Genomic DNA, 17,702 nt, shown 5'->3' on the forward strand with positions numbered 1-17,702 from the left:
GCTGGGTATGTCTGTCATGACTGGCGTATCCGGCCAGTCACGAGGTTCGTTAAGGATTTGCTTGCAGGTCGATTTCCGTCATGACGCGATTCTTACCGCGTTTTTTAGCCAGGTACATGGCCTGGTCGGCGCGCGCCAGAATCGAATTAACGTCATCTTCAGTTTTAAACAAGGCCACACCTGCACTAAAGGTAATCAGCAACTTCTGATTATTACCAAGGAAATATTCTTTGGTGAGCGCACGCTGTAAGCGGCTCATCGTCACGACGGCCTCCTCCAGGTTGGTATTCGGCAAGATCACGACAAACTCTTCCCCGCCCATCCTGGTCACGATATCGGTCGGGCGGACGGCGCGCTTGACTACACCCGCCAGATGTTTGAGTGCAGAGTCCCCTGCCGCATGCCCATGTTGGTCATTCAGCATTTTAAAGTTATCAATATCCAGCAAAGCAATACTCAGCAATTCGCCACTGCGGCGATAGCGGGCAATTTCAGTACTAAACGCCTCATCCATACCGCGGCGGTTGAGTACACCAGTGAGTTGGTCAATACGGACAACCTCACTTAACTGTTGTAACTCTTCCTGCAGTTTCTCCATGCGTTGCTGGGTATCGGTCGCCACCCGTTGCTGGTTCAGCAAATCATCATGTGAACGCATGATATCCGTCTGCATCACAGAAGTATCTCGCATCAAGTGATTGACCAGCTCATTAATTTTAATCAGGTCATCGGTCTGCGAAAGCTCCTGGGCATAACTTTCAATTTTGCCGCTATAGAGTTCACTCGCCTCACCCATGTATTTCAGCTTATCAATAAAAGTACTAATCAAGGTTTTAAACGAGTTTCTTGCTTCCACCAGGCTATGCTTAACCAGGCCCTGCTTGTAGACCACCTCTTTCAGGCTTTTTTCTGCCTGCTTGAGTTTGGCACGATCCAGCGGGCCGCTGATAATTGATTGCACGGCATAGACCTGGCCGCTCAGCCAGCTATCCTCCGCCACCAGTTCACCAATATTGGAGAGCAGCAAATGCAACAAATCAATAATGTCACCACGCACATCATCCTCTTTGGCACCAATCACTTCCACACGCATCAACAAGGCTTTGAGTGACTTGGCCAGCGCCTCCCACTCTTTAACCTTTTTAGCGCGTTCGGTGCTTTCCTGCAATGCAACCGCCTCTGTTTGCAAGTCAGGATAGCCTTCCAGGCGCGGAATCAATCCGAGCTGCAAGGTTTGTTTTAGCGAGGTTTGCAAGATGGTAAATGCACCATGAAACTGCTGCACATCACTCGGCAAACCTTCAGTACTGGCAGGCTCAACCGCAGCTACGGGTGCCGCAGTGTCTGTGCCATCGGTTAAAGGAATGCCGTCACCGCCGGCATCAGACGGCAGCCAGTGATTCGCCATACCGATCAGTTTGTCAGACAGTGACTCGTCGTTACCAAAGTTGATCAGCACGCGCTCCAGGGTTTCGCGCTTTCTGGCGATATCAACCCCGCTACGCTTGTCGTCCCAGGCTTGCAGCAGTGTACGTATGGCTTTGGGCCATTTGGTCGAATGACTTAATTGTTGCTGCATGGACTCAGTAAGCAACTCACCCAACCCTTGCCAGTTATCTTGTTTGAGCAGTTTTTCCCAACGGTTGATCCAGTTGGTCTGCTCCAGGGAATCATGCGGCAGTTGTTTAAGCGCTTTGCGCAATGCGCCAACGGCATCTTCTTTAACCGGCTTGCCGGCAACCTCAAAATAAATTTGAGTGTAATTGTCCGGGGTCGGCTCTACGCGGCGAACGGCCATTTGTTTAATGGTTTCGCGGGCAATTTCCGACGCGGTCATGGAGGGTCCGTTGGCTGCCATAGTCTTAAGTCACATCCTTGAATCACATCATAAATGAATGAAAAATATGCCTCATTATGCAGTGAAAAATCGGGGCGTTATGCCACTATAAGAAGGTAGATTATTGGTCATTTCCACTGCTTGAAAAAGCAGCGCATGTCATGGCCAATTTAAAAAGAAGCTTATGCCAAATAGTTTTTGCGTTACAATAGCAGCCGCGGGCCTCCCCGCATTGTAAGGTAGCCAACCTGGTCAGGTGCGGAAGCAAGCAGCCACAACTATCAAGCAAGTGCCGGGGGTTGGGCTCGCCCCTTCCCATATTGCCCTTTGATTGACCTACACCAGACACGCATTCATTTAGCGCGCATTAATTTAGTTGGTATCGAGTCAAGCATGAGCAGGCAATTTAAGCTAAAGTACGGGTTTGCCTTATAGCATTTAATCAGTAGAGTGCGCGATGTCTTACCAAGTATTGGCGCGTAAATGGCGCCCAAAATCCTTTAGTAGTCTGGTCGGACAAGACCATGTGGTTCAGGCCTTAAGCAACGCCCTGAGCCAGCAACGTCTGCACCATGCCTATTTATTTACCGGCACGCGAGGTGTCGGTAAAACCACGCTGTCACGTATCCTGGCCAAATCCCTCAACTGTGTGACTGGTATCACGGCCACCCCCTGTGGTGAGTGCGAAGCCTGCCGTGCCATTGATATTGGCCGCTATGTCGACTACGTGGAGATGGATGCGGCGTCTAACCGCGGTATTGCCGACATGGTCAGCCTGCTCGAACAGGCGATTTATGCGCCCTCTTCCGGCCGCTTCAAAGTCTATATGATTGATGAAGTGCATATGCTGACCAAGGAAGCGTTTAATGCCATGCTGAAAACGCTGGAAGAGCCACCTGCGCACGTCAAATTTATCCTGGCGACCACTGATCCGCAAAAAGTACCGGTCACGATTCTGTCACGCTGTTTGCAGTTTAACTTGCGCCAAATGGCTAGTAGCACGATCACTGCACATTTGCAGGATATTCTCGGCCAGGAGCAACTGCCGTTTGAACCACCAGCATTACAACTGATTGCACGTGCCGCCAATGGCAGTATGCGTGATGCCTTGTCGCTCACCGACCAGGCGATTGCTTACGGTAATCAATCTGTGCGCGAAAGTGATGTACGCAGCATGCTGGGCGCAATTGACCAGAGCTATTTATACGAACTGCTACGCGCGCTGATTGCCAATGATGCGGTAAGTTTGCTTGGCATTGCCCAGCAGATGGAGTCACGTAGCATTGGCTTTGAAAGTGCCTTGAATGACCTGGCGGCCTTGCTGCATTTACTCGCTGTGGCGCAATACAGCCCGCAAGCCATTGCCGATGATCATCCAGAGCGCCAGACATTGCTAGATCTGGCCTCGCAGCTCACGGCGGAAATGCTGCAACTGTATTACCAGATTTGTATTCTAGGCCACCGCGACATTGGCCTGGCACCTGACGCTTACGCCGGCTTTACCATGACCTTGCTGCGGCTGCTAGCGTTTAAAGCAGACGCCATGACACCATCAGCCGCACCCGCCACTGGCGGCAGCGCACCCACAGAAGGCACGCCTCGTGGCAATGCAGGCGGTGGCGCCCGCGCAGCACTGGCACAAAGCCGCCAGATGAGTGCTGCAAGTGAGCCTACTCAGGCAGTTGCACCGCCAGTCACACCCGCTACACCGAATATGGCAGCGCCTGCGTTGAAAGCAGAAACGTTTACGGCTCCGGTACCCGCTGCAGCGCCAGAAGCTATGACGACGCATGTAGCAGACATGCCTGAGCAAGCGATACCTGATATCGAACAGACTCCACAACAAGCCTTTTCACAACCGGTAGTCACTCAGAGTGACTCAGCCTCACTCGCATGGGATGGCAACTGGCGTGCGCTGGTTGAAAACCACCTGAGCAAGTTGGGGCTGGTGCGTGCACTGGCGCAGAACTGCGAACTGGTGAGCTACGATGCAGACAATATGACCTTGCGTATCGGTGAAGCCCATAAACATCTGGCCAGTGCCAATTACCTGGAAAAACTTAACAGCGCGTTAAGCAGCCATTTTGGCCGCCGCCTGAAGTTGAATATTGTCACTGGGCAAGAAGCGAATACGCCTGCCAGGCAATTAGCCGTTGAGCGTGCCGAATTGCAGGATCAAGCCACAGAAGCCATTATGGCTGACCGCTTTGTGCAAGGCCTGATGCAGGAAATGGGCGCGACTATCGTGCCAAACTCAATAAAACCCTTACATTAACCACAACACTTTAGGAGCAGACAATGATGAAAGGTGGCATGGGCAACATGATGAAGCAGGCCCAGATGATGCAGGCCAATATGCAGAAAGCACAAGCCGAACTCGCAAACACTGAAGTCGAAGGTATCGCCAGTAACGGCATGGTCAAAATCACCATGACCTGTAGCAATGATGTCAAACGCGTGCAAATTGATGACGCCGCGATGGATGACAAAGAAACACTGGAAGACCTGATTCTCATCGCACTCAAAGATGCCAGAACCAAGGCCGAAGCAACCAGCACAGCCAAAATGGGCAACGTGATGCCCGCTGGCTTCAAACTGCCGTTCTAAACGCAGGAAACCCCGCTTGAACAATCCCGCCGTACTTGAACAGCTGATTGGTGCCTTGCGCTGCTTGCCGGGCGTCGGCCCCAAGTCGTCTACGCGTATGGCCTATCACCTGTTGCAGCGGGATAGAGAAGGCGCACAAAAACTGGCGGCCAGTTTGCAGCAAGCCTTGGACAAACTGGCCCATTGCGATTACTGCAACAACTTTAGCGAACATAGTGTATGTAGCCTGTGCCAGGATAGCAGCCGCGACAAATCCATTTTATGCGTGGTGGAAATGCCTACCGATCTCATGATGCTGGAAAATACTCGCAGCTACCAGGGCCAATATTTTGTATTAATGGGCAAACTCTCGCCCATGGATGGCATAGGCCCTAAAGATATTCACCTCGACACCCTGCTCAAGCGCGCACAAGACAGCGCGATTCACGAAGTGATCGTCGCCACCAACTTCACCTCCGAGGGTGAAGCCACTGCCCACTACATTGGCCAGATGCTCAAATCGCGCGGCATCCGCGTTAGCCGTATCGCGCGCGGTTTGCCGATGGGTGGTGAAATTGAGTATGTCGACAGCGGCACCTTATCCACGGCTTTGCTGGAACGTAAGTCAGTCACTTAAACAACTCACCCAGCCGTTTCCATCCCAAGCAACAGCGTTTCATCTGCACACGGCCTAATACGCGTGCGCTTTCCGCACCAATTTGATGCAGACAATTAGATTGTTTCGTGGCTTTTATGCCCGCTCTTCACGCAAATAAACTCCATCCCCTGTCGTTATAGTAGTGATGCGACCTGTCATAGAACCAGCGCAGTATTTGCCTGACTCTGTAAGGTCTAGCCATAAGCAAGCCTGCACCCAACTTCTCACAAGCAAAGTGATTTTTCATGGAACTATTTCTGCATATTTTCGATGCCAACAGTCATGCCAACATGGAAAGCCCGCGCTTTTCAGGGCAGAATCAAACATCGTTGCGTTATCACACTGAAGCTGAACTATTGCAGATATTAGATCAGATGATTGCCGAGGAATCCGCGCATACGCTTAAGGACACCTGGGTGCTGGTTTCTGAGGACAACCAGCCTATCGGCCCGATGCAAGCGTTACAGGCCACCATGCCGTTTAATACCTTTTACGCACGGCACAAATATCCGTGGTTATTGTCTGAGCTTGAGCCGCATGTGCAAATGCATTACCAGCCGATTGTCGATTTTGGCCAAGGCGGCAAAGTATTCGGCTTTGAAGCGTTGTGCCGCCTTAAAACACCAGAAGGCAAGTGGCTCAACGGCATGGAAGCATTTGCATTGGCCGCCGAGGTCAAGCGCACCCACGAGTTAGACCTGGCTTGCCAGCGTCTGGCCTTGATTGGTAAGTCACAATCCATTTCTGCGGAAAAACCCATTTTTATTAATGTGTTGCCACAAACCATTATGAGTCCTGGCTGGCTCGATTTCATCTTACAAATTCTGCTACAGCAAAACATTGATAAACGTGATGTCGTCATAGAAATTGTCGAAAGCGAGAAAACCAACCCTGAGGTACTGGCACGCTACTGCGATGAAATTCGCATGCATGGCCTGCGCATTGCCCTGGACGATATGGGGTCAGGCTTTAACGGGCTGCGCATTCTGGCAGAAGTCCGCGCTGATTTCATTAAAATAGACCGTGCAATTGTGCATGAAGCACAAGGTAGCCGCGTGAGAACCGTGCTGCTGGAAGCGATTATTTCCATGGCTCAACGTTTGGGCTGCACCATTATTGCAGAAGGCCTGGAGCGCGTAGAAGATATTACCTACTGCCAGGACTTAGGCTTACATTACGCACAAGGCCATTATTTTGCCCATCCGCAAAGCATCCCCAGCGACCAGGTAGCCGCGCTGCCTGCACGTGACGAATCGCATCGCTCGCACGTGCCGGATGACTTTCACATTGGCGAGTTCATTAGTCACGGCCTGACCATTGATGTCAGCAATTCAATCGCTGAAGCCAGAAGTTTATTTAATATCCATATTGATGTCGCTATCGCCGTCGTTCTTGATGGGAAAACACCACTTGGCGTATTACGACGTGGCAAGGTATTCTCCAAAAAAGTCACCGGACTAGGCGCATGCTGCGATCCTCTGCCTAAGGTGATTAATCACCTCATCCCCTCTTCTGTGCTTGCACGACTGTTTTATCTCGATCGCGCCAATACTGATATATGGATTACGGTGAACGAAGAAGGTGCCTATGTCGGCATCCTGCAACCCATGGAAATCATGGCCCAGTTGATCAGCCGTAAAGCCTCCACCGGCAATCTACACCCGCTGAGCCACCTCACTACCGGGCCGACCTTAAGACAGACCCTGGACAATAGCTTGCGTAACAACCCCAATACGCAGTTAGTGTATATCGACCTGGATCACTTTAAAGCTTACAACGATCGCTACGGCTTCATCCGTGGCGATGCCATGATCCGATTATTGTCTGAAATCATCCGCCAGGAATTTCAAGACAAAACCGGCGTCATGGTCGGTCATATTGGCGGCGATGATTTTGTGCTGATTTACGATCACAATGCCCCGACACTCACCGATATCCTGCTGCACATTATTAGCCAGTTCCAGGCCTTAGCGGTTCACCTGTACGATGCCAGTGATCTTGAGCGTGGATTTTTCACGACCGAAGATGGTAAAGACCACCCTGTCGCCAGCGTGTCTATCGCGGTGGTGAATGGCAAACAAGGCTTGCTGGAGAATAGCGTCATGGCTGCCGAGCGCGCGGCCGTGCTGAAGAAAATCGGCAAAGCCAATCTTGGCAGTATCGTAGTGGTAGAAGATACCCCGCCACAAACCATATTACCTAAAAAAGAGTTTTACTCTGACTGGCAACAGAGAGCCTTATCCGCCCTGCAATCGTTATTGAAAATCCAGCGCTCAACAGGGTCACATGATCTGGATAGCTGCTTTGCTGAATTCCCTTATTTTGAAGTGATCTTTGAGCTCGAACCGAATGGCGTGCAGCGTTACGCCAACTGGATCAACCCGAATATGTATGGAAAAATCAAGGCAGGCGGTGCTGGCATAGACCGCAGCCAGCAAGCGTATTACCAAAGAGTGGCTGAGTCACATGCGCCTTATATTTCCACCATTTACCTGTCTACGGCGACTGAAGACTTCTGCCTCACGGTATCATTACCAATTATCAATGAACAAGGCACGCTGGAAAGCATCCTGGTCGCGGATATTAATATTGCGGCCATGGCTGTGCTGAGCAGCGCACGCAAGTAAGGTGCAGATCAGCGATTATAAATACGCGAGCAAATCCTGAGGCTGCTGGATGCAGCCATCGGCACCCCACGCCTGTGGGTTGTCAGTGCTTGCCAAATAGCCAAACAAGGCCACCAGCGTCTTCATGCCTGCCGCCTGGCCAGCCTGTATATCACGCTCGGCATCACCAATATACAACACGGTTTGCGGATCTATATTCATACGCTCGCAAGCCAGCAGCAGGGTTTGTGGTGAGGGTTTGGGTTGTGGCGCATCATCGCCACTGATCACGGCCCCGGCACGGACATCCAGCCCCATGTGGGCCACCATCGGCATGGTAAAACGGCGTGGTTTATTGGTGACGATGCCCCAACGCAAGCCGCGTTGCTCAATCGCCTGCAAGGCCTCGGCCATGCCGTCAAACAATACAGGCTGACGCGTCATCACTTGCGTATACAAGTCCAGATATTCCGTACGCATGGCTTCAAAATGAGCATCGGTAGGCAATAAACCAAAGCCGATTTCAAGCAAGCCACGTGAACCATGTGAGGCATACGGGCGTATGGTGGCATCCGCTAAAAAATCCAGGCCATGACGTTCCCGTTGCAAATTCAGGGCGTAACCCAAATCCGGGGCGGTATCAACCAGCGTCCCGTCCAAATCAAACAAAACAGCTTGCATTTAACTTCCTGTCAGACTTCTTTAATCGCATGCAACATGTAATTCACGCTGGTATCCAGCGTCAGCGCATATTGTTTGCTGAACGGGTGGTAAGTCACACCGGTTTGGTGTTGTAATTCCAGCCCGGATTGACGCATCCATGCCGCTAATTCGGAAGGTTTGATAAACTTGCTGTAATCATGTGTGCCTTTGGGCAGCAAATTCAGCACATATTCTGCACCAACCACCGCCATCAAATAGGCCTTGGCATTACGGTTTAAGGTCGAGAAGAAAACATGACCACCTGGCTTCACCAAGGCAGCACAGGCACGCACAACACTGGCAGGGTCCGGTACATGTTCCAGCATTTCCATGCAGGTCACTACATCAAAAGCCTGCGGCTTTTCTTGCGCCAGAATTTCAACTGCGACATTGCGATACTCAAGCGTCACACCTGCTTCCAAGGCATGTAGTTGCGCCACCTGCAGAGACTTCTCTGCCAAGTCGATACCGGTGACCTGTGCGCCGCGCAGTGCCATAGACTCGCTTAAAATACCACCGCCACAGCCCACATCCAGTACTTGTTTACCTGCGAGGTGCGCGCGACTATCGATATAATCCAGGCGCAAAGGATTCAGTTGATGCAATGGTTTGAATACTCCTTGCATATCCCACCACTGATGCGCCAACTCTGCAAACTTGTTTACCTCTGCAGCTTCTACATTCGCCATGCTCACTCCTTTTGCTTGATCTTTATTTGCTGCGATTAGCTATGCGCGGATTGCAGCTTAAGTTGCCACTGCAATGCAATAGACCGTAATTCTTCAGTTTCCATGCCTGCAAACTGGCTTTGACCGTCCACGGTGCGCTGATAACGTAATGCACCACCTACCCAGGTGTGGGTAACCTGCTCGCGCCCCGCAACATAAACCAAATGCGAAATGGGATCAAAGCAAGGCAAACTGTTTAAATCGTCCAGCCTTACTGCCACCAGGTCAGCCTGTTTACCGACTGCAATACTACCAATCTTGTCTTGCAAGCCCAAAGCACGTGCACCATGCAGGGTAGCCATTTCCAATGCCTGATAAGCAGGCAAGGCTTCTGCATTCTGATCTGCGACTTTGGCAAGTAATGCCGCCGTGCGCATTTCTTGCCACATATCGACGCGGTTATTACTGGCGGCACCATCCGTGCCCAAACCGACATTGATACCAGCCCTTAATGCAGCGGCGACCGGCGCAATGCCGCTGGCCAATTTAAGATTTGAACTCGGGCAATGGGCGATATGTGCACCTAATGTCGATAATGATTCGAGCTCTTGTGTTTCAAGATGCACACCATGCGCCAATACAGTGGCCGGGCCAATCACACCCAGTGCTCGCAAACGTTGCAATGGCCTCACGCCATATTGTTCCAGGCTTTGCGCGATCTCGGCCTGCGTTTCGTGCAAGTGGGTATGAATACCGAGGTTTAGCTGTTCAGACAGGGTTGAGATTTGCTCAAATGTCTGGTCACTCACGGTATAAGGGGCATGTGGCGCAAACGAGAAGCTGATATACGGATCGGCTTTATATTGGTCCCGTACCTCGGTGCCTAGCCGGATGTAATCATTAGCTGTTGCTGCATAATTGGTCGGAAAATCTAATACGGTCAGGCCAATATGGGCACGCATGCCTGCTCGCTTCACCGCCTCAATCGTAGCTTGCGGGAAGAAATACATGTCATTGAAGGTGGTCACACCGCCACTCAACATTTCTGCACTGGCCAGCAAGCTACCATCATGCACAAACGATTTAGATACCCACTGCTTTTCTGCCGGCCAGATATGCTCATTGAGCCAGGGCATCAGTGCATAATCGTCAGCATATCCCTTTAACAGGTTCATGCTGCTGTGTGCGTGTAGATTAATCAACCCTGGAATCAATACATGCTGGGAGCAGTCAACCACTGGCCAATCAGCTGCCCATGCCGGGATATCAGTCTTGGGCACAATGGCTTTAATTTGCCCGGCTTCCACCAACACTGCATGCTGCTCTAAGAGGGTATGGTTCGCGTCTACGTTCGCATCTATGGGAATCACCCAGCGTGCTTTAATAATAAAGTGTGTATCAACCATTGCAGAATTATAACTGAGCCAGTCATGCAAAAGGCTGACTCAAAACAACCGGCATAAAAAAAGCCACGCTGACGCGTGGCTTTTTATTCAGAAGCTAGTTCTGATTATTGGCAACCAACTTGTTTGGTGCCTTCAGCGCGGATGTCAACGCGGCGGTTTGGTTGCAAGCAAGAAATCAATTTTTTGCTTACTTTTTTGCCATCGCATTGAACCACTGGCTCAGTTTTACCTTTACCTTCAGAAGTGATGATATTGCTATCAACACCTTGAGCGATCAGGTAATCAGCTACTTGCTTAGCACGACGCTCAGACAACTTTTGGTTGTAAGCGTCAGAACCGATACGGTCTGTGTGGCCTGTAACGATCACAGCAGTAATTTCTGGGTTAGCCTTGATCTTGGCAGCTGTTTCTTCCAGAACTTTACGGCCTTCTTCACGCAGGTTAGCTTTGTCGAAACCAAACAGTTTTTCAGCGCTTACGGTTACTGTTTCGTTTTGTGGCTTACATACTGGAGCAGGTGCCACTGGAGCAGGCGCTGGTGCCGGTGCTGGCTCAACCGCAGCCAATGGTGCTGGTGTTGGCTCTGGTGTTGGCTCTGCAACCACTGGTGCTGGTGCGCCAAAGCGGAAGATACCGCCCAAGTTAAACAAAGTATTACCAATCGTTTCTGTGTCGCTACCTACGCCAGCGATATCAACTTTTGCACGGCTCCACTGGTGACGCAAATCAGCTTGAATACCGAACTTATCGTTAAACAAGTATTGAGCACCCAAACCTACATTGGCCATCCAGGAATTTTTCTTACCATCAATATCGGCACCAGGAGCAGAGTAATCAACATCATTACGTGCTGCGCCAAGACCTGCCAACAGGAATGGACGGAATTTTTCGCGGCTGAATACATACAATGCATCCAGACCTAAAGCTGTTTGTTTGTATTTACCACTCACACCGGCAAGATCATTATCAGCACGGTTGTAGCCCAAACGACCTTGAATGTCCCAGTGCTCGCTCAGCTCTTTACCGATAGACAGAAAACCGCCACGGCCATTGTCAGCTTCGAGATCATTGTCAGTGTTCATGTAGGTTGCACCTGGAACAACATACCAAGCTCCACGGTACATGTCTTCAGCTTGTGCAACTTGCGATGCAAACACAAATGCAGAAGCAATTGCCAAGCCTAAAAAACTTTTTTTCATTCATCGACTCCTTCGTTATTGGGCTTTTTTGCCACATCTTTGAAAAAACTTACAAATTGAACTATACGCAAAGGTCGCTACAGACGCAACCCTAAGCGCCATCTCAAAGGCGTATTTATTAGGTTTGAGACCAATTATTCAACAAATTTCTGACACTCTTGCAATCAGCTTGTGCACGCGCTCTGCCAATAAGCCTTGTGCTCTTTGTGCGCCTTCGCACAAACCACTGCGAAATCCCAGATAATCTGGCGCCAATGTAGACAGCGGCTCGATATGCGCCAGCAATAATCCGCCAGCTATGCCGACGAATAAGCGTGCTGATTTTGCGGCCTGCACAAAATCAGCGAGCGCAGCGATAGGTACGATCTCTAGCAATGCGCGTGATTTTTGTGTCGTATCCACCATCACGCCCCAGTACCCTTGTTGCGCCAAAGTCTGTAGTCGCTCTTGCATATTGGCAGCCATCAGGCTGTCAGGATGCATCACAGCAATTAATTTAAGGCCCTGCGCAAGCAAGGCAACAATTGTTGGCTGATAGAGAGATTCAGCCCAGATAGCTTCTGGCAACTTGATCACCTCAACCCCGATTTGCAGGCGGCTTGTAATCATCTGCGTAAGGTCATCAACCGTGCCACCATGATCGCCCGCCGTTGCGCTGATGACAATATCTGTCGCCGCAGTTTGTTGCCTATGCTGGAGAATCGCCTCAATAATCGCAGTTGAACGATCTATATCCAATGCCGCCAATGCACCATGACTGGTGTCTTTGAGATCGATTAATGGCACTCCGGCAGACAGCACGAGCTGTGCCTCGGCAACGGAATTCACACTCACGAGTACTTGCATAGACTGACTCACGCTTGTTGCATGCCGCTTTGTTGCGCCAAGTGGTTGTTGACACAATCGACCAGCCATTGCCAGGCTTCTTGCTCGCGTGGCCCGGCCGTTTTATCAATGGCGATTTGCAGGTACTGCATTTCCTGGCTGATTTTTTCAACCGGTAACATATGCAAACGGCTGACCAGCACGGCCAACTCAATCACCGCTGCCTGCGCGCGGTTAAATCCCATAAATGGTGCGTGCGATACACTTTCCACTACTTGCATCCACAGTTTTGGACGCAAATCATCCTCTTCAATCTGCTGCAAACTGAGTACATGATGCGCCAAACAATCTTTGAGCCTGACGCCTTGACCGCTAGCGATCGCCTCGGTAGCAAAGGCGGTTTTCCTGGCAATTGCCGCAGCAAACACGCGTACGTCGTCAGTTAAATTCAAAACGGCAAAGCCGGTCTGCAAGATATTCTGCAAAGTAGTAGACGGTTTAAAAGGCATGATGAGTACTCTACCCTCATGCCATTGAATACCAAATGGTGCGACATGCACATCACCATCCACCGAACAGCTAGTCACTATCGTTTCATAAATCATGAAAATTATTCCGTGCCCGATGTAGGGCTATCAGGCGTTGTATTGTCATTAGATTTGGGGCGCGCGTTCTCCAGACGTTCCTGGATAGAGGCCTCGCGGTGGGCTACTTTGGCTTTCTTGTTTTGTTGCAACGAGGCCACGCCCCATTCCAGCAATTCGTCTTGTACATAGCGCTTTTTCAACTGCCAGGCGATTTGCGCGCGCGCCAGTTCAACGCCCAGGTAAAACGCGTGCGATGCGTCATCCTGCACGTTTAATGTCGGGTAAAAACGGTATGGATCCGTGTCGTGCTGAATGCCATCCCGATTATAAACATGCACGCCCTGCTCGCTCACCATAATGCGAAAGCTGGGGTCTTTGATCTGGCTCGCCATTGCCATGATTTCTTCAGCACTATAAGGGAACGGCTTGCGGTCATGTAAGCCAAGCAAACCATTCGAATAGCCGCGCGGCAGGCGCTTATCCTGGCTGGCACGATACATGACGCGGCGCGCCACATCTGCCTCAGCCACTGCTTCGCTGGCATGTGGACTCACTGACGTTGCCAGTACGGCGTTGATATTCAACTCACTGATCATGCCAAACAACAAGGCATTGACGCCGGTAGTATCGGCATCGGTCAACTCGGTGAGGTTACCAACCCCCATCATGATGGCAATATCAGGGTATTTTTTGCGCAATTTGTGATAGCGCACAATGGAGTCAGTCAGACCAAAATGAATAGGATCCAGAATCGGGTCAGCAATAAAACGTCGGCCGCGCTTTAAGCAATGCTCAATCGCACGTTGCAAGCTGGCAAAACTGCCAGGTACTGCCGGAATTAAGATCGGCGTGGCCGCGACTTCATCAGCAATCCACAAATTCTTTTCATGCAAACTGAGCAGGTAATCGGCACCCGCCTTCCCCGCCGCCAGTAAGTCCTCATCGCGCATGGAATCTACACTGACCTGAAAACCTTGCGTTTTCAGTGCCTGTACTGCGTCTGTCATATGGGCAAAGGCTTTACCCGGCAGACAGCCCAGGTCGATCACGTCCGCACCCTGTTGCTGAAAATGGCTGGCCTTAGCCACAATTTGCGCAACAGTGAGGTCTGGTGCATCGACAATTTCAGCAAAAATGGTGACGCTATGTTGCGTCAGGTCTGGCGCTTTACCTTGCTGGCCAAAGTATTGTGGCAAATCTTTCAAGTCTTTTGGTCCTCGTTCCACCGGCACGCCCCATTGCGCCTCAAGCAGTGCCAAATCGCCTTGGCATAAGCCAGGCAAAATGACCTTGTCTATATTCTCCACTTTTGCCAGACGTCGTGCAATTAAAGGCGGCGTCATCAAAGCAGCAACAGACACGCCAATTTGTTTGACTTCATACTCGAAAGGAGACTGTTTACTGTCAGCCTGAATGGACTGCAATATTTGGCGCAGACTGTGTTCTGCCAGTTTTCCGGTGAGGAACAGCAGCCGTGTCATGGGTTTACTCTGTGAGCGTATCTAGCACCTGTATGCCATCGTGCAAATGCAGATCATGGCATGCAGCCAATCGCTGCATAATGGCATTTTGCAAAGCAGCCATATCCTCGACCACCGTGGTATCAGCAAACTGCTTTAACTTAGCCACGTTGTCGAGGTCAATCTGGCGCGGGAATACTTTTACGACATGATCGCGCGGCGCTTCAGATTCCAGCTCTGGGGCAGTATCACAAGCAAACAAAATGCTGTGTACACGTGTTTTACCCGCTTGCGCGAACAGGTTGGTCACCAGGCTGTCAGAAAATCCGTAGGCCATTTTGGCGATGGTATTAGAGGTCGCTGGCGAAACCACCAGTGTGTGATACACACCTTCATAAAAGCGCTCGACTGGCACACTGCTGGCCGTTTTGTCCTGATAGACCTTGTGACCCGTGGCTTCCAACGCGGATTGGAACCCGTATTGCTGGATGATTTCAGACGCAGCGCGACTGAGATAGATATCCACATCCTGCAAGGTTTGCAGAATGGCCAATGATTCACGCAAGTAGTGGCCAGAACCCGTAATTGCCCAGGCCAGTCGTTGTGCACTCATATCAACGGACTCTTATGCTTAAGCAAAAGGATGTTGCAGGACAATGGTTTCGTCACGCTCAGGGCCGGTAGACACAATCGCAATCGGCACACCGCATACAGCTTCCAAACGCTTGAGGTAATGCTGTGCATTTTTAGGCAGTGCATCCCAGGTTTTTGCGCCAAAAGTCGTTTCAGTCCAGCCCGGTACAGTTTCGTAGATAGGCTCACAACGCGCGACATCATCAGCGCCAACTGGCAGCATGTCAACGATTTTGCCATCCAGTTTGTACCCGGTGCAAATATCCAGTGACTCAATGCCATCAAGCACATCCAGCTTGGTAATACACAAGCCGGTTAAACCGTTGATACGGGCTGAGCGACGCAAAGCGGCGGCATCAAACCAGCCACAACGACGCTTGCGACGTGTCACGGTACCGATTTCCTGGCCTTTGTTAGACATCTGGTGACCAGGCGCGCCTTCGGTATCGATATCCAGCTCACTCGGGAACGGACCGCCACCCACACGGGTAGTGTAGGCTTTGGTAATCCCCAATACGTAATGCAACATATTGGCGCCGACACCGGTACCCGCTGAGGCTTGGCCAGCGATACAGTTACTGGATGTCACATAAGGATACGTACCATGGTCAACGTCGAGCAAGGTGCCCTGCGCACCTTCAAACAACAGGTGTTCGCCGCGCGCATTGGCGTCGTACAGAGCTGCTGAAATATCGGCCACCATAGGTTTCAACGCGACTGCGTGTTGCATACTGGCATCATATTGCTGTTGAAAGTCGACAGCCGCTGCACCCAGGTAATTAGTCAATACGAAGTTATGGTAGTCCATGACTTCACGTAATTTTTCGGCAAAGCGTTCCGGATGGAACAAGTCGTACACACGCAAAGCACGTCTCGCAACTTTGTCTTCATAAGCAGGGCCGATGCCTTTACCGGTGGTGCCGATCTTTTTCTCGGCGCTACGCTTGGCTTCACGTGCCAAGTCAACAGCAACGTGATGTGACAGAATCAATGGGCAGCCAGGGCTGACTTTCAGGCGGTTTTTAACATCCAGGCCGCCTTGCTCCAAGGTAGAAATCTCATGCAGCAAATGCGTAGTATCGAGCACCACGCCATTACCGATATAGCAATTGACGCCATCACGCACAATGCCTGAAGGCACCAGGTTGAGCTTGTACACTTTTTGTGCAGCGCCCTGACCAACGACCAAGGTATGACCGGCGTTATGACCGCCCTGAAAGCGCACCACGCCCTGGGCGTGATCCGTCAACCAGTCTACGATTTTACCTTTACCTTCGTCGCCCCATTGGGTGCCAATCACAACGACGTTTTTTGCTTGCTTAAATTGTGTCATGTTCAATCAATATCTTGTAAAAACAAAAAAGGGTGCGCTGTGTTACACAGCCACCACTTGCCAGTGGCCATCTACTTTTTGCAAAGTGCGGTCACAAGCCAATTCAGAATAGTTCACAGGCATATCGGGCAATGCTTCCACCACAATCTGCCCCTGAGAACGTAAGGTATCTATCAGTGACAATAATTCGGGTTCTGTAGCCACCGGCGCCAGAATCCCTTTATGCAATGTTGCCGGGCCCAATGCTTGCAATGCGCCACGCAAATCCAGGCTAAATCCGGTTGCCGGACGCGCACGCCCAAATGCCGCGCCTACTTCGTCATAACGCCCGCCCAATGCGATCGGGCCTGCATAGCCTTTGGCGTATGCCGCAAACACCATGCCGCTGTGATAGTGATAACCACGCAACTCGCTCAAATCAATGGTGACGGTGACATCATCCGTGGTCAGCGTTTTAGCCACGGCTTCCAACTCACGTAAAGCCTGTTCAATCTCTTCAGATTCTGGCAACACATCACGCGCTTGATCCAGCACCTCAATACCACCGTTCAACTGCGTCAGCGCAACAAAAGCCTGACGGAATTTTTCAGGCAAACTAATGACTAGCTGCTCTACCAGGGTAATGTCTTTTGCCTGTAAAGCCGCCTGCAACGCCTGCTCCTGCTGTACACCTAACTGTGCCATATGCGACAGGCTGGCAAAAACCGCTGCGTGACTCAGGTCTACGAACAAAGTGCGCATGCCTAACAACTGCAAAGCTTTCACCATCAGTCGCTGCACTTCAATATCGCTCTCAATCCCGGCGTGACCATACAGCTCAGCGCCCAATTGCAGTGGCTCACGTGTGCGTGCCAAACCATCAGGCTTGGTGCGCAGCACCGTACCGGCATAGCACAGGCGCGAAACGCCTTGATGGTTCAACATATGCGCATCGATGCGCGCGGCTTGCGGTGTCGTATCCGCGCGCAAACCCATCAGGCGCCCGGTTAACTGGTCGACCACTTTAAAGGTCGCAATGTCCAGATCATGGCCAGTGCCGGTCAATAAAGACTCCACGTATTCCATCATCGGCGGCACCACATATTGGTAACCATGGACGCGGAACAAGTCCAGCAATTGTCGGCGATAAGACTCAAGACGCGCCGCTTCAGCAGGCAATACGTCTTCAATATATTCAGGAAGTAACCAATTATGCATCCCGC

General features: G+C 51.0%; 15 protein-coding genes and 1 other RNA gene. 5 read left to right on the plus strand and 11 right to left on the minus strand.

The annotated features are described in order from the left end of the window. Window positions 1-49: 49 nt before the first annotated feature. Window positions 50-1,858 (minus strand): GGDEF domain-containing protein, encoded by a 1,809-nt coding sequence (locus tag GQ52_RS12570; RefSeq protein WP_235273312.1) that lies wholly within the window; start codon window positions 1,856-1,858, stop codon window positions 50-52. 195 nt (window positions 1,859-2,053) lie between these two features. Here GQ52_RS12570 and ffs point away from each other — a divergent pair. The 5 genes from ffs to GQ52_RS12590 all read left to right on the plus strand — a co-directional run bounded on the left by ffs (window position 2,054) and on the right by GQ52_RS12590 (window position 7,708). Next, window positions 2,054-2,150, plus strand: an RNA gene (gene ffs, locus GQ52_RS14020) — signal recognition particle sRNA small type. Window positions 2,151-2,294: 144 nt separating this feature from the next. Then, a complete protein-coding gene (gene dnaX, locus GQ52_RS12575) occupies window positions 2,295-4,112 on the plus strand; it encodes a DNA polymerase III subunit gamma/tau (RefSeq protein ID WP_047518164.1) in 1,818 nt (605 codons plus the stop codon). Window positions 4,113-4,135: 23 nt separating this feature from the next. Continuing rightward, window positions 4,136-4,444, plus strand: coding sequence for a YbaB/EbfC family nucleoid-associated protein (locus GQ52_RS12580; protein WP_019882166.1), 309 nt, complete (start codon window positions 4,136-4,138; stop codon window positions 4,442-4,444). Window positions 4,445-4,460: 16 nt separating this feature from the next. Next, window positions 4,461-5,060, plus strand: coding sequence for a recombination mediator RecR (gene recR / locus GQ52_RS12585; protein ID WP_019882165.1), 600 nt, complete (start codon window positions 4,461-4,463; stop codon window positions 5,058-5,060). Window positions 5,061-5,326: 266 nt separating this feature from the next. Further along, window positions 5,327-7,708: an EAL domain-containing protein gene (locus GQ52_RS12590; RefSeq protein WP_024930015.1), complete on the plus strand. Its 2,382-nt coding sequence runs from the start codon at window positions 5,327-5,329 to the stop codon at window positions 7,706-7,708. 15 nt (window positions 7,709-7,723) lie between these two features. On the opposite strand, the gene GQ52_RS12595 is transcribed toward GQ52_RS12590, so the two are convergent. The 10 genes from GQ52_RS12595 to GQ52_RS12640 all read right to left on the minus strand — a co-directional run bounded on the left by GQ52_RS12595 (window position 7,724) and on the right by GQ52_RS12640 (window position 17,697). Continuing rightward, window positions 7,724-8,368 (minus strand): HAD family hydrolase, encoded by a 645-nt coding sequence (locus GQ52_RS12595; protein WP_047518166.1) that lies wholly within the window; start codon window positions 8,366-8,368, stop codon window positions 7,724-7,726. Window positions 8,369-8,379: 11 nt separating this feature from the next. Beyond that, entirely contained in the window at window positions 8,380-9,078 is a 699-nt protein-coding gene (gene ubiG, locus GQ52_RS12600; RefSeq protein ID WP_047518167.1) for a bifunctional 2-polyprenyl-6-hydroxyphenol methylase/3-demethylubiquinol 3-O-methyltransferase UbiG, read from the minus strand. A 35-nt stretch (window positions 9,079-9,113) separates the two neighbouring features. Then, window positions 9,114-10,463: a TRZ/ATZ family hydrolase gene (locus GQ52_RS12605; protein ID WP_052179175.1), complete on the minus strand. Its 1,350-nt coding sequence runs from the start codon at window positions 10,461-10,463 to the stop codon at window positions 9,114-9,116. A gap of 104 nt (window positions 10,464-10,567) precedes the next feature. Beyond that, on the minus strand, window positions 10,568-11,662 hold the full coding sequence (locus tag GQ52_RS12610; RefSeq protein WP_047518172.1) for an OmpA family protein: 1,095 nt from the start codon (window positions 11,660-11,662) through the stop codon (window positions 10,568-10,570). A 138-nt stretch (window positions 11,663-11,800) separates the two neighbouring features. After that, window positions 11,801-12,508 carry a (5-formylfuran-3-yl)methyl phosphate synthase gene (locus GQ52_RS12615; RefSeq protein ID WP_047518175.1) on the minus strand — a complete coding sequence of 236 codons (708 nt, stop codon included), beginning with the start codon at window positions 12,506-12,508 and terminating at the stop codon, window positions 11,801-11,803. Between the two features lie 8 nt (window positions 12,509-12,516). Beyond that, a complete protein-coding gene (locus GQ52_RS12620) occupies window positions 12,517-13,092 on the minus strand; it encodes a DUF447 domain-containing protein (RefSeq protein WP_047518177.1) in 576 nt (191 codons plus the stop codon). 5 nt (window positions 13,093-13,097) lie between these two features. Beyond that, window positions 13,098-14,555, minus strand: coding sequence for a DUF6513 domain-containing protein (locus GQ52_RS12625; protein ID WP_047518179.1), 1,458 nt, complete (start codon window positions 14,553-14,555; stop codon window positions 13,098-13,100). A 4-nt stretch (window positions 14,556-14,559) separates the two neighbouring features. Continuing rightward, window positions 14,560-15,147 carry a flavoprotein gene (locus GQ52_RS12630; RefSeq protein WP_019882156.1) on the minus strand — a complete coding sequence of 196 codons (588 nt, stop codon included), beginning with the start codon at window positions 15,145-15,147 and terminating at the stop codon, window positions 14,560-14,562. Window positions 15,148-15,165: 18 nt separating this feature from the next. Further along, window positions 15,166-16,500 (minus strand): adenylosuccinate synthase, encoded by a 1,335-nt coding sequence (locus GQ52_RS12635; RefSeq protein WP_019882155.1) that lies wholly within the window; start codon window positions 16,498-16,500, stop codon window positions 15,166-15,168. Between the two features lie 42 nt (window positions 16,501-16,542). After that, the gene (locus GQ52_RS12640; protein WP_047518182.1) at window positions 16,543-17,697 is read right to left on the minus strand and encodes an ATP phosphoribosyltransferase regulatory subunit; all 1,155 of its coding nucleotides are present in this window, start codon (window positions 17,695-17,697) and stop codon (window positions 16,543-16,545) included. Between the last annotated feature and the right edge of the window lie 5 nt (window positions 17,698-17,702).

The organism is Methylophilus sp. Q8, from assembly GCF_000800115.1.
Taxonomy (GTDB): domain Bacteria; phylum Pseudomonadota; class Gammaproteobacteria; order Burkholderiales; family Methylophilaceae; genus Methylophilus.

What these genes read in the sequence shown, in the direction of transcription:
- GQ52_RS12570 (WP_235273312.1), bottom strand. Translation starts at nt 1,858, where the DNA reads ATGGCAGCCAACGGACCCTCCATGACCGCGTCGGAAATTGCCCGCGAA.
- dnaX (WP_047518164.1), top strand. Translation starts at nt 2,295, where the DNA reads ATGTCTTACCAAGTATTGGCGCGTAAATGGCGCCCAAAATCCTTTAGT.
- GQ52_RS12580 (WP_019882166.1), top strand. Translation starts at nt 4,136, where the DNA reads ATGATGAAAGGTGGCATGGGCAACATGATGAAGCAGGCCCAGATGATG.
- GQ52_RS12590 (WP_024930015.1), top strand. Translation starts at nt 5,327, where the DNA reads ATGGAACTATTTCTGCATATTTTCGATGCCAACAGTCATGCCAACATG.
- GQ52_RS12595 (WP_047518166.1), bottom strand. Translation starts at nt 8,368, where the DNA reads ATGCAAGCTGTTTTGTTTGATTTGGACGGGACGCTGGTTGATACCGCC.
- ubiG (WP_047518167.1), bottom strand. Translation starts at nt 9,078, where the DNA reads ATGGCGAATGTAGAAGCTGCAGAGGTAAACAAGTTTGCAGAGTTGGCG.
- GQ52_RS12605 (WP_052179175.1), bottom strand. Translation starts at nt 10,463, where the DNA reads ATGGTTGATACACACTTTATTATTAAAGCACGCTGGGTGATTCCCATA.
- GQ52_RS12610 (WP_047518172.1), bottom strand. Translation starts at nt 11,662, where the DNA reads ATGAAAAAAAGTTTTTTAGGCTTGGCAATTGCTTCTGCATTTGTGTTT.
- GQ52_RS12615 (WP_047518175.1), bottom strand. Translation starts at nt 12,508, where the DNA reads ATGCAAGTACTCGTGAGTGTGAATTCCGTTGCCGAGGCACAGCTCGTG.
- GQ52_RS12620 (WP_047518177.1), bottom strand. Translation starts at nt 13,092, where the DNA reads ATGATTTATGAAACGATAGTGACTAGCTGTTCGGTGGATGGTGATGTG.
- GQ52_RS12625 (WP_047518179.1), bottom strand. Translation starts at nt 14,555, where the DNA reads ATGACACGGCTGCTGTTCCTCACCGGAAAACTGGCAGAACACAGTCTG.
- GQ52_RS12630 (WP_019882156.1), bottom strand. Translation starts at nt 15,147, where the DNA reads ATGAGTGCACAACGACTGGCCTGGGCAATTACGGGTTCTGGCCACTAC.
- GQ52_RS12635 (WP_019882155.1), bottom strand. Translation starts at nt 16,500, where the DNA reads ATGACACAATTTAAGCAAGCAAAAAACGTCGTTGTGATTGGCACCCAA.
- GQ52_RS12640 (WP_047518182.1), bottom strand. Translation starts at nt 17,697, where the DNA reads ATGCATAATTGGTTACTTCCTGAATATATTGAAGACGTATTGCCTGCT.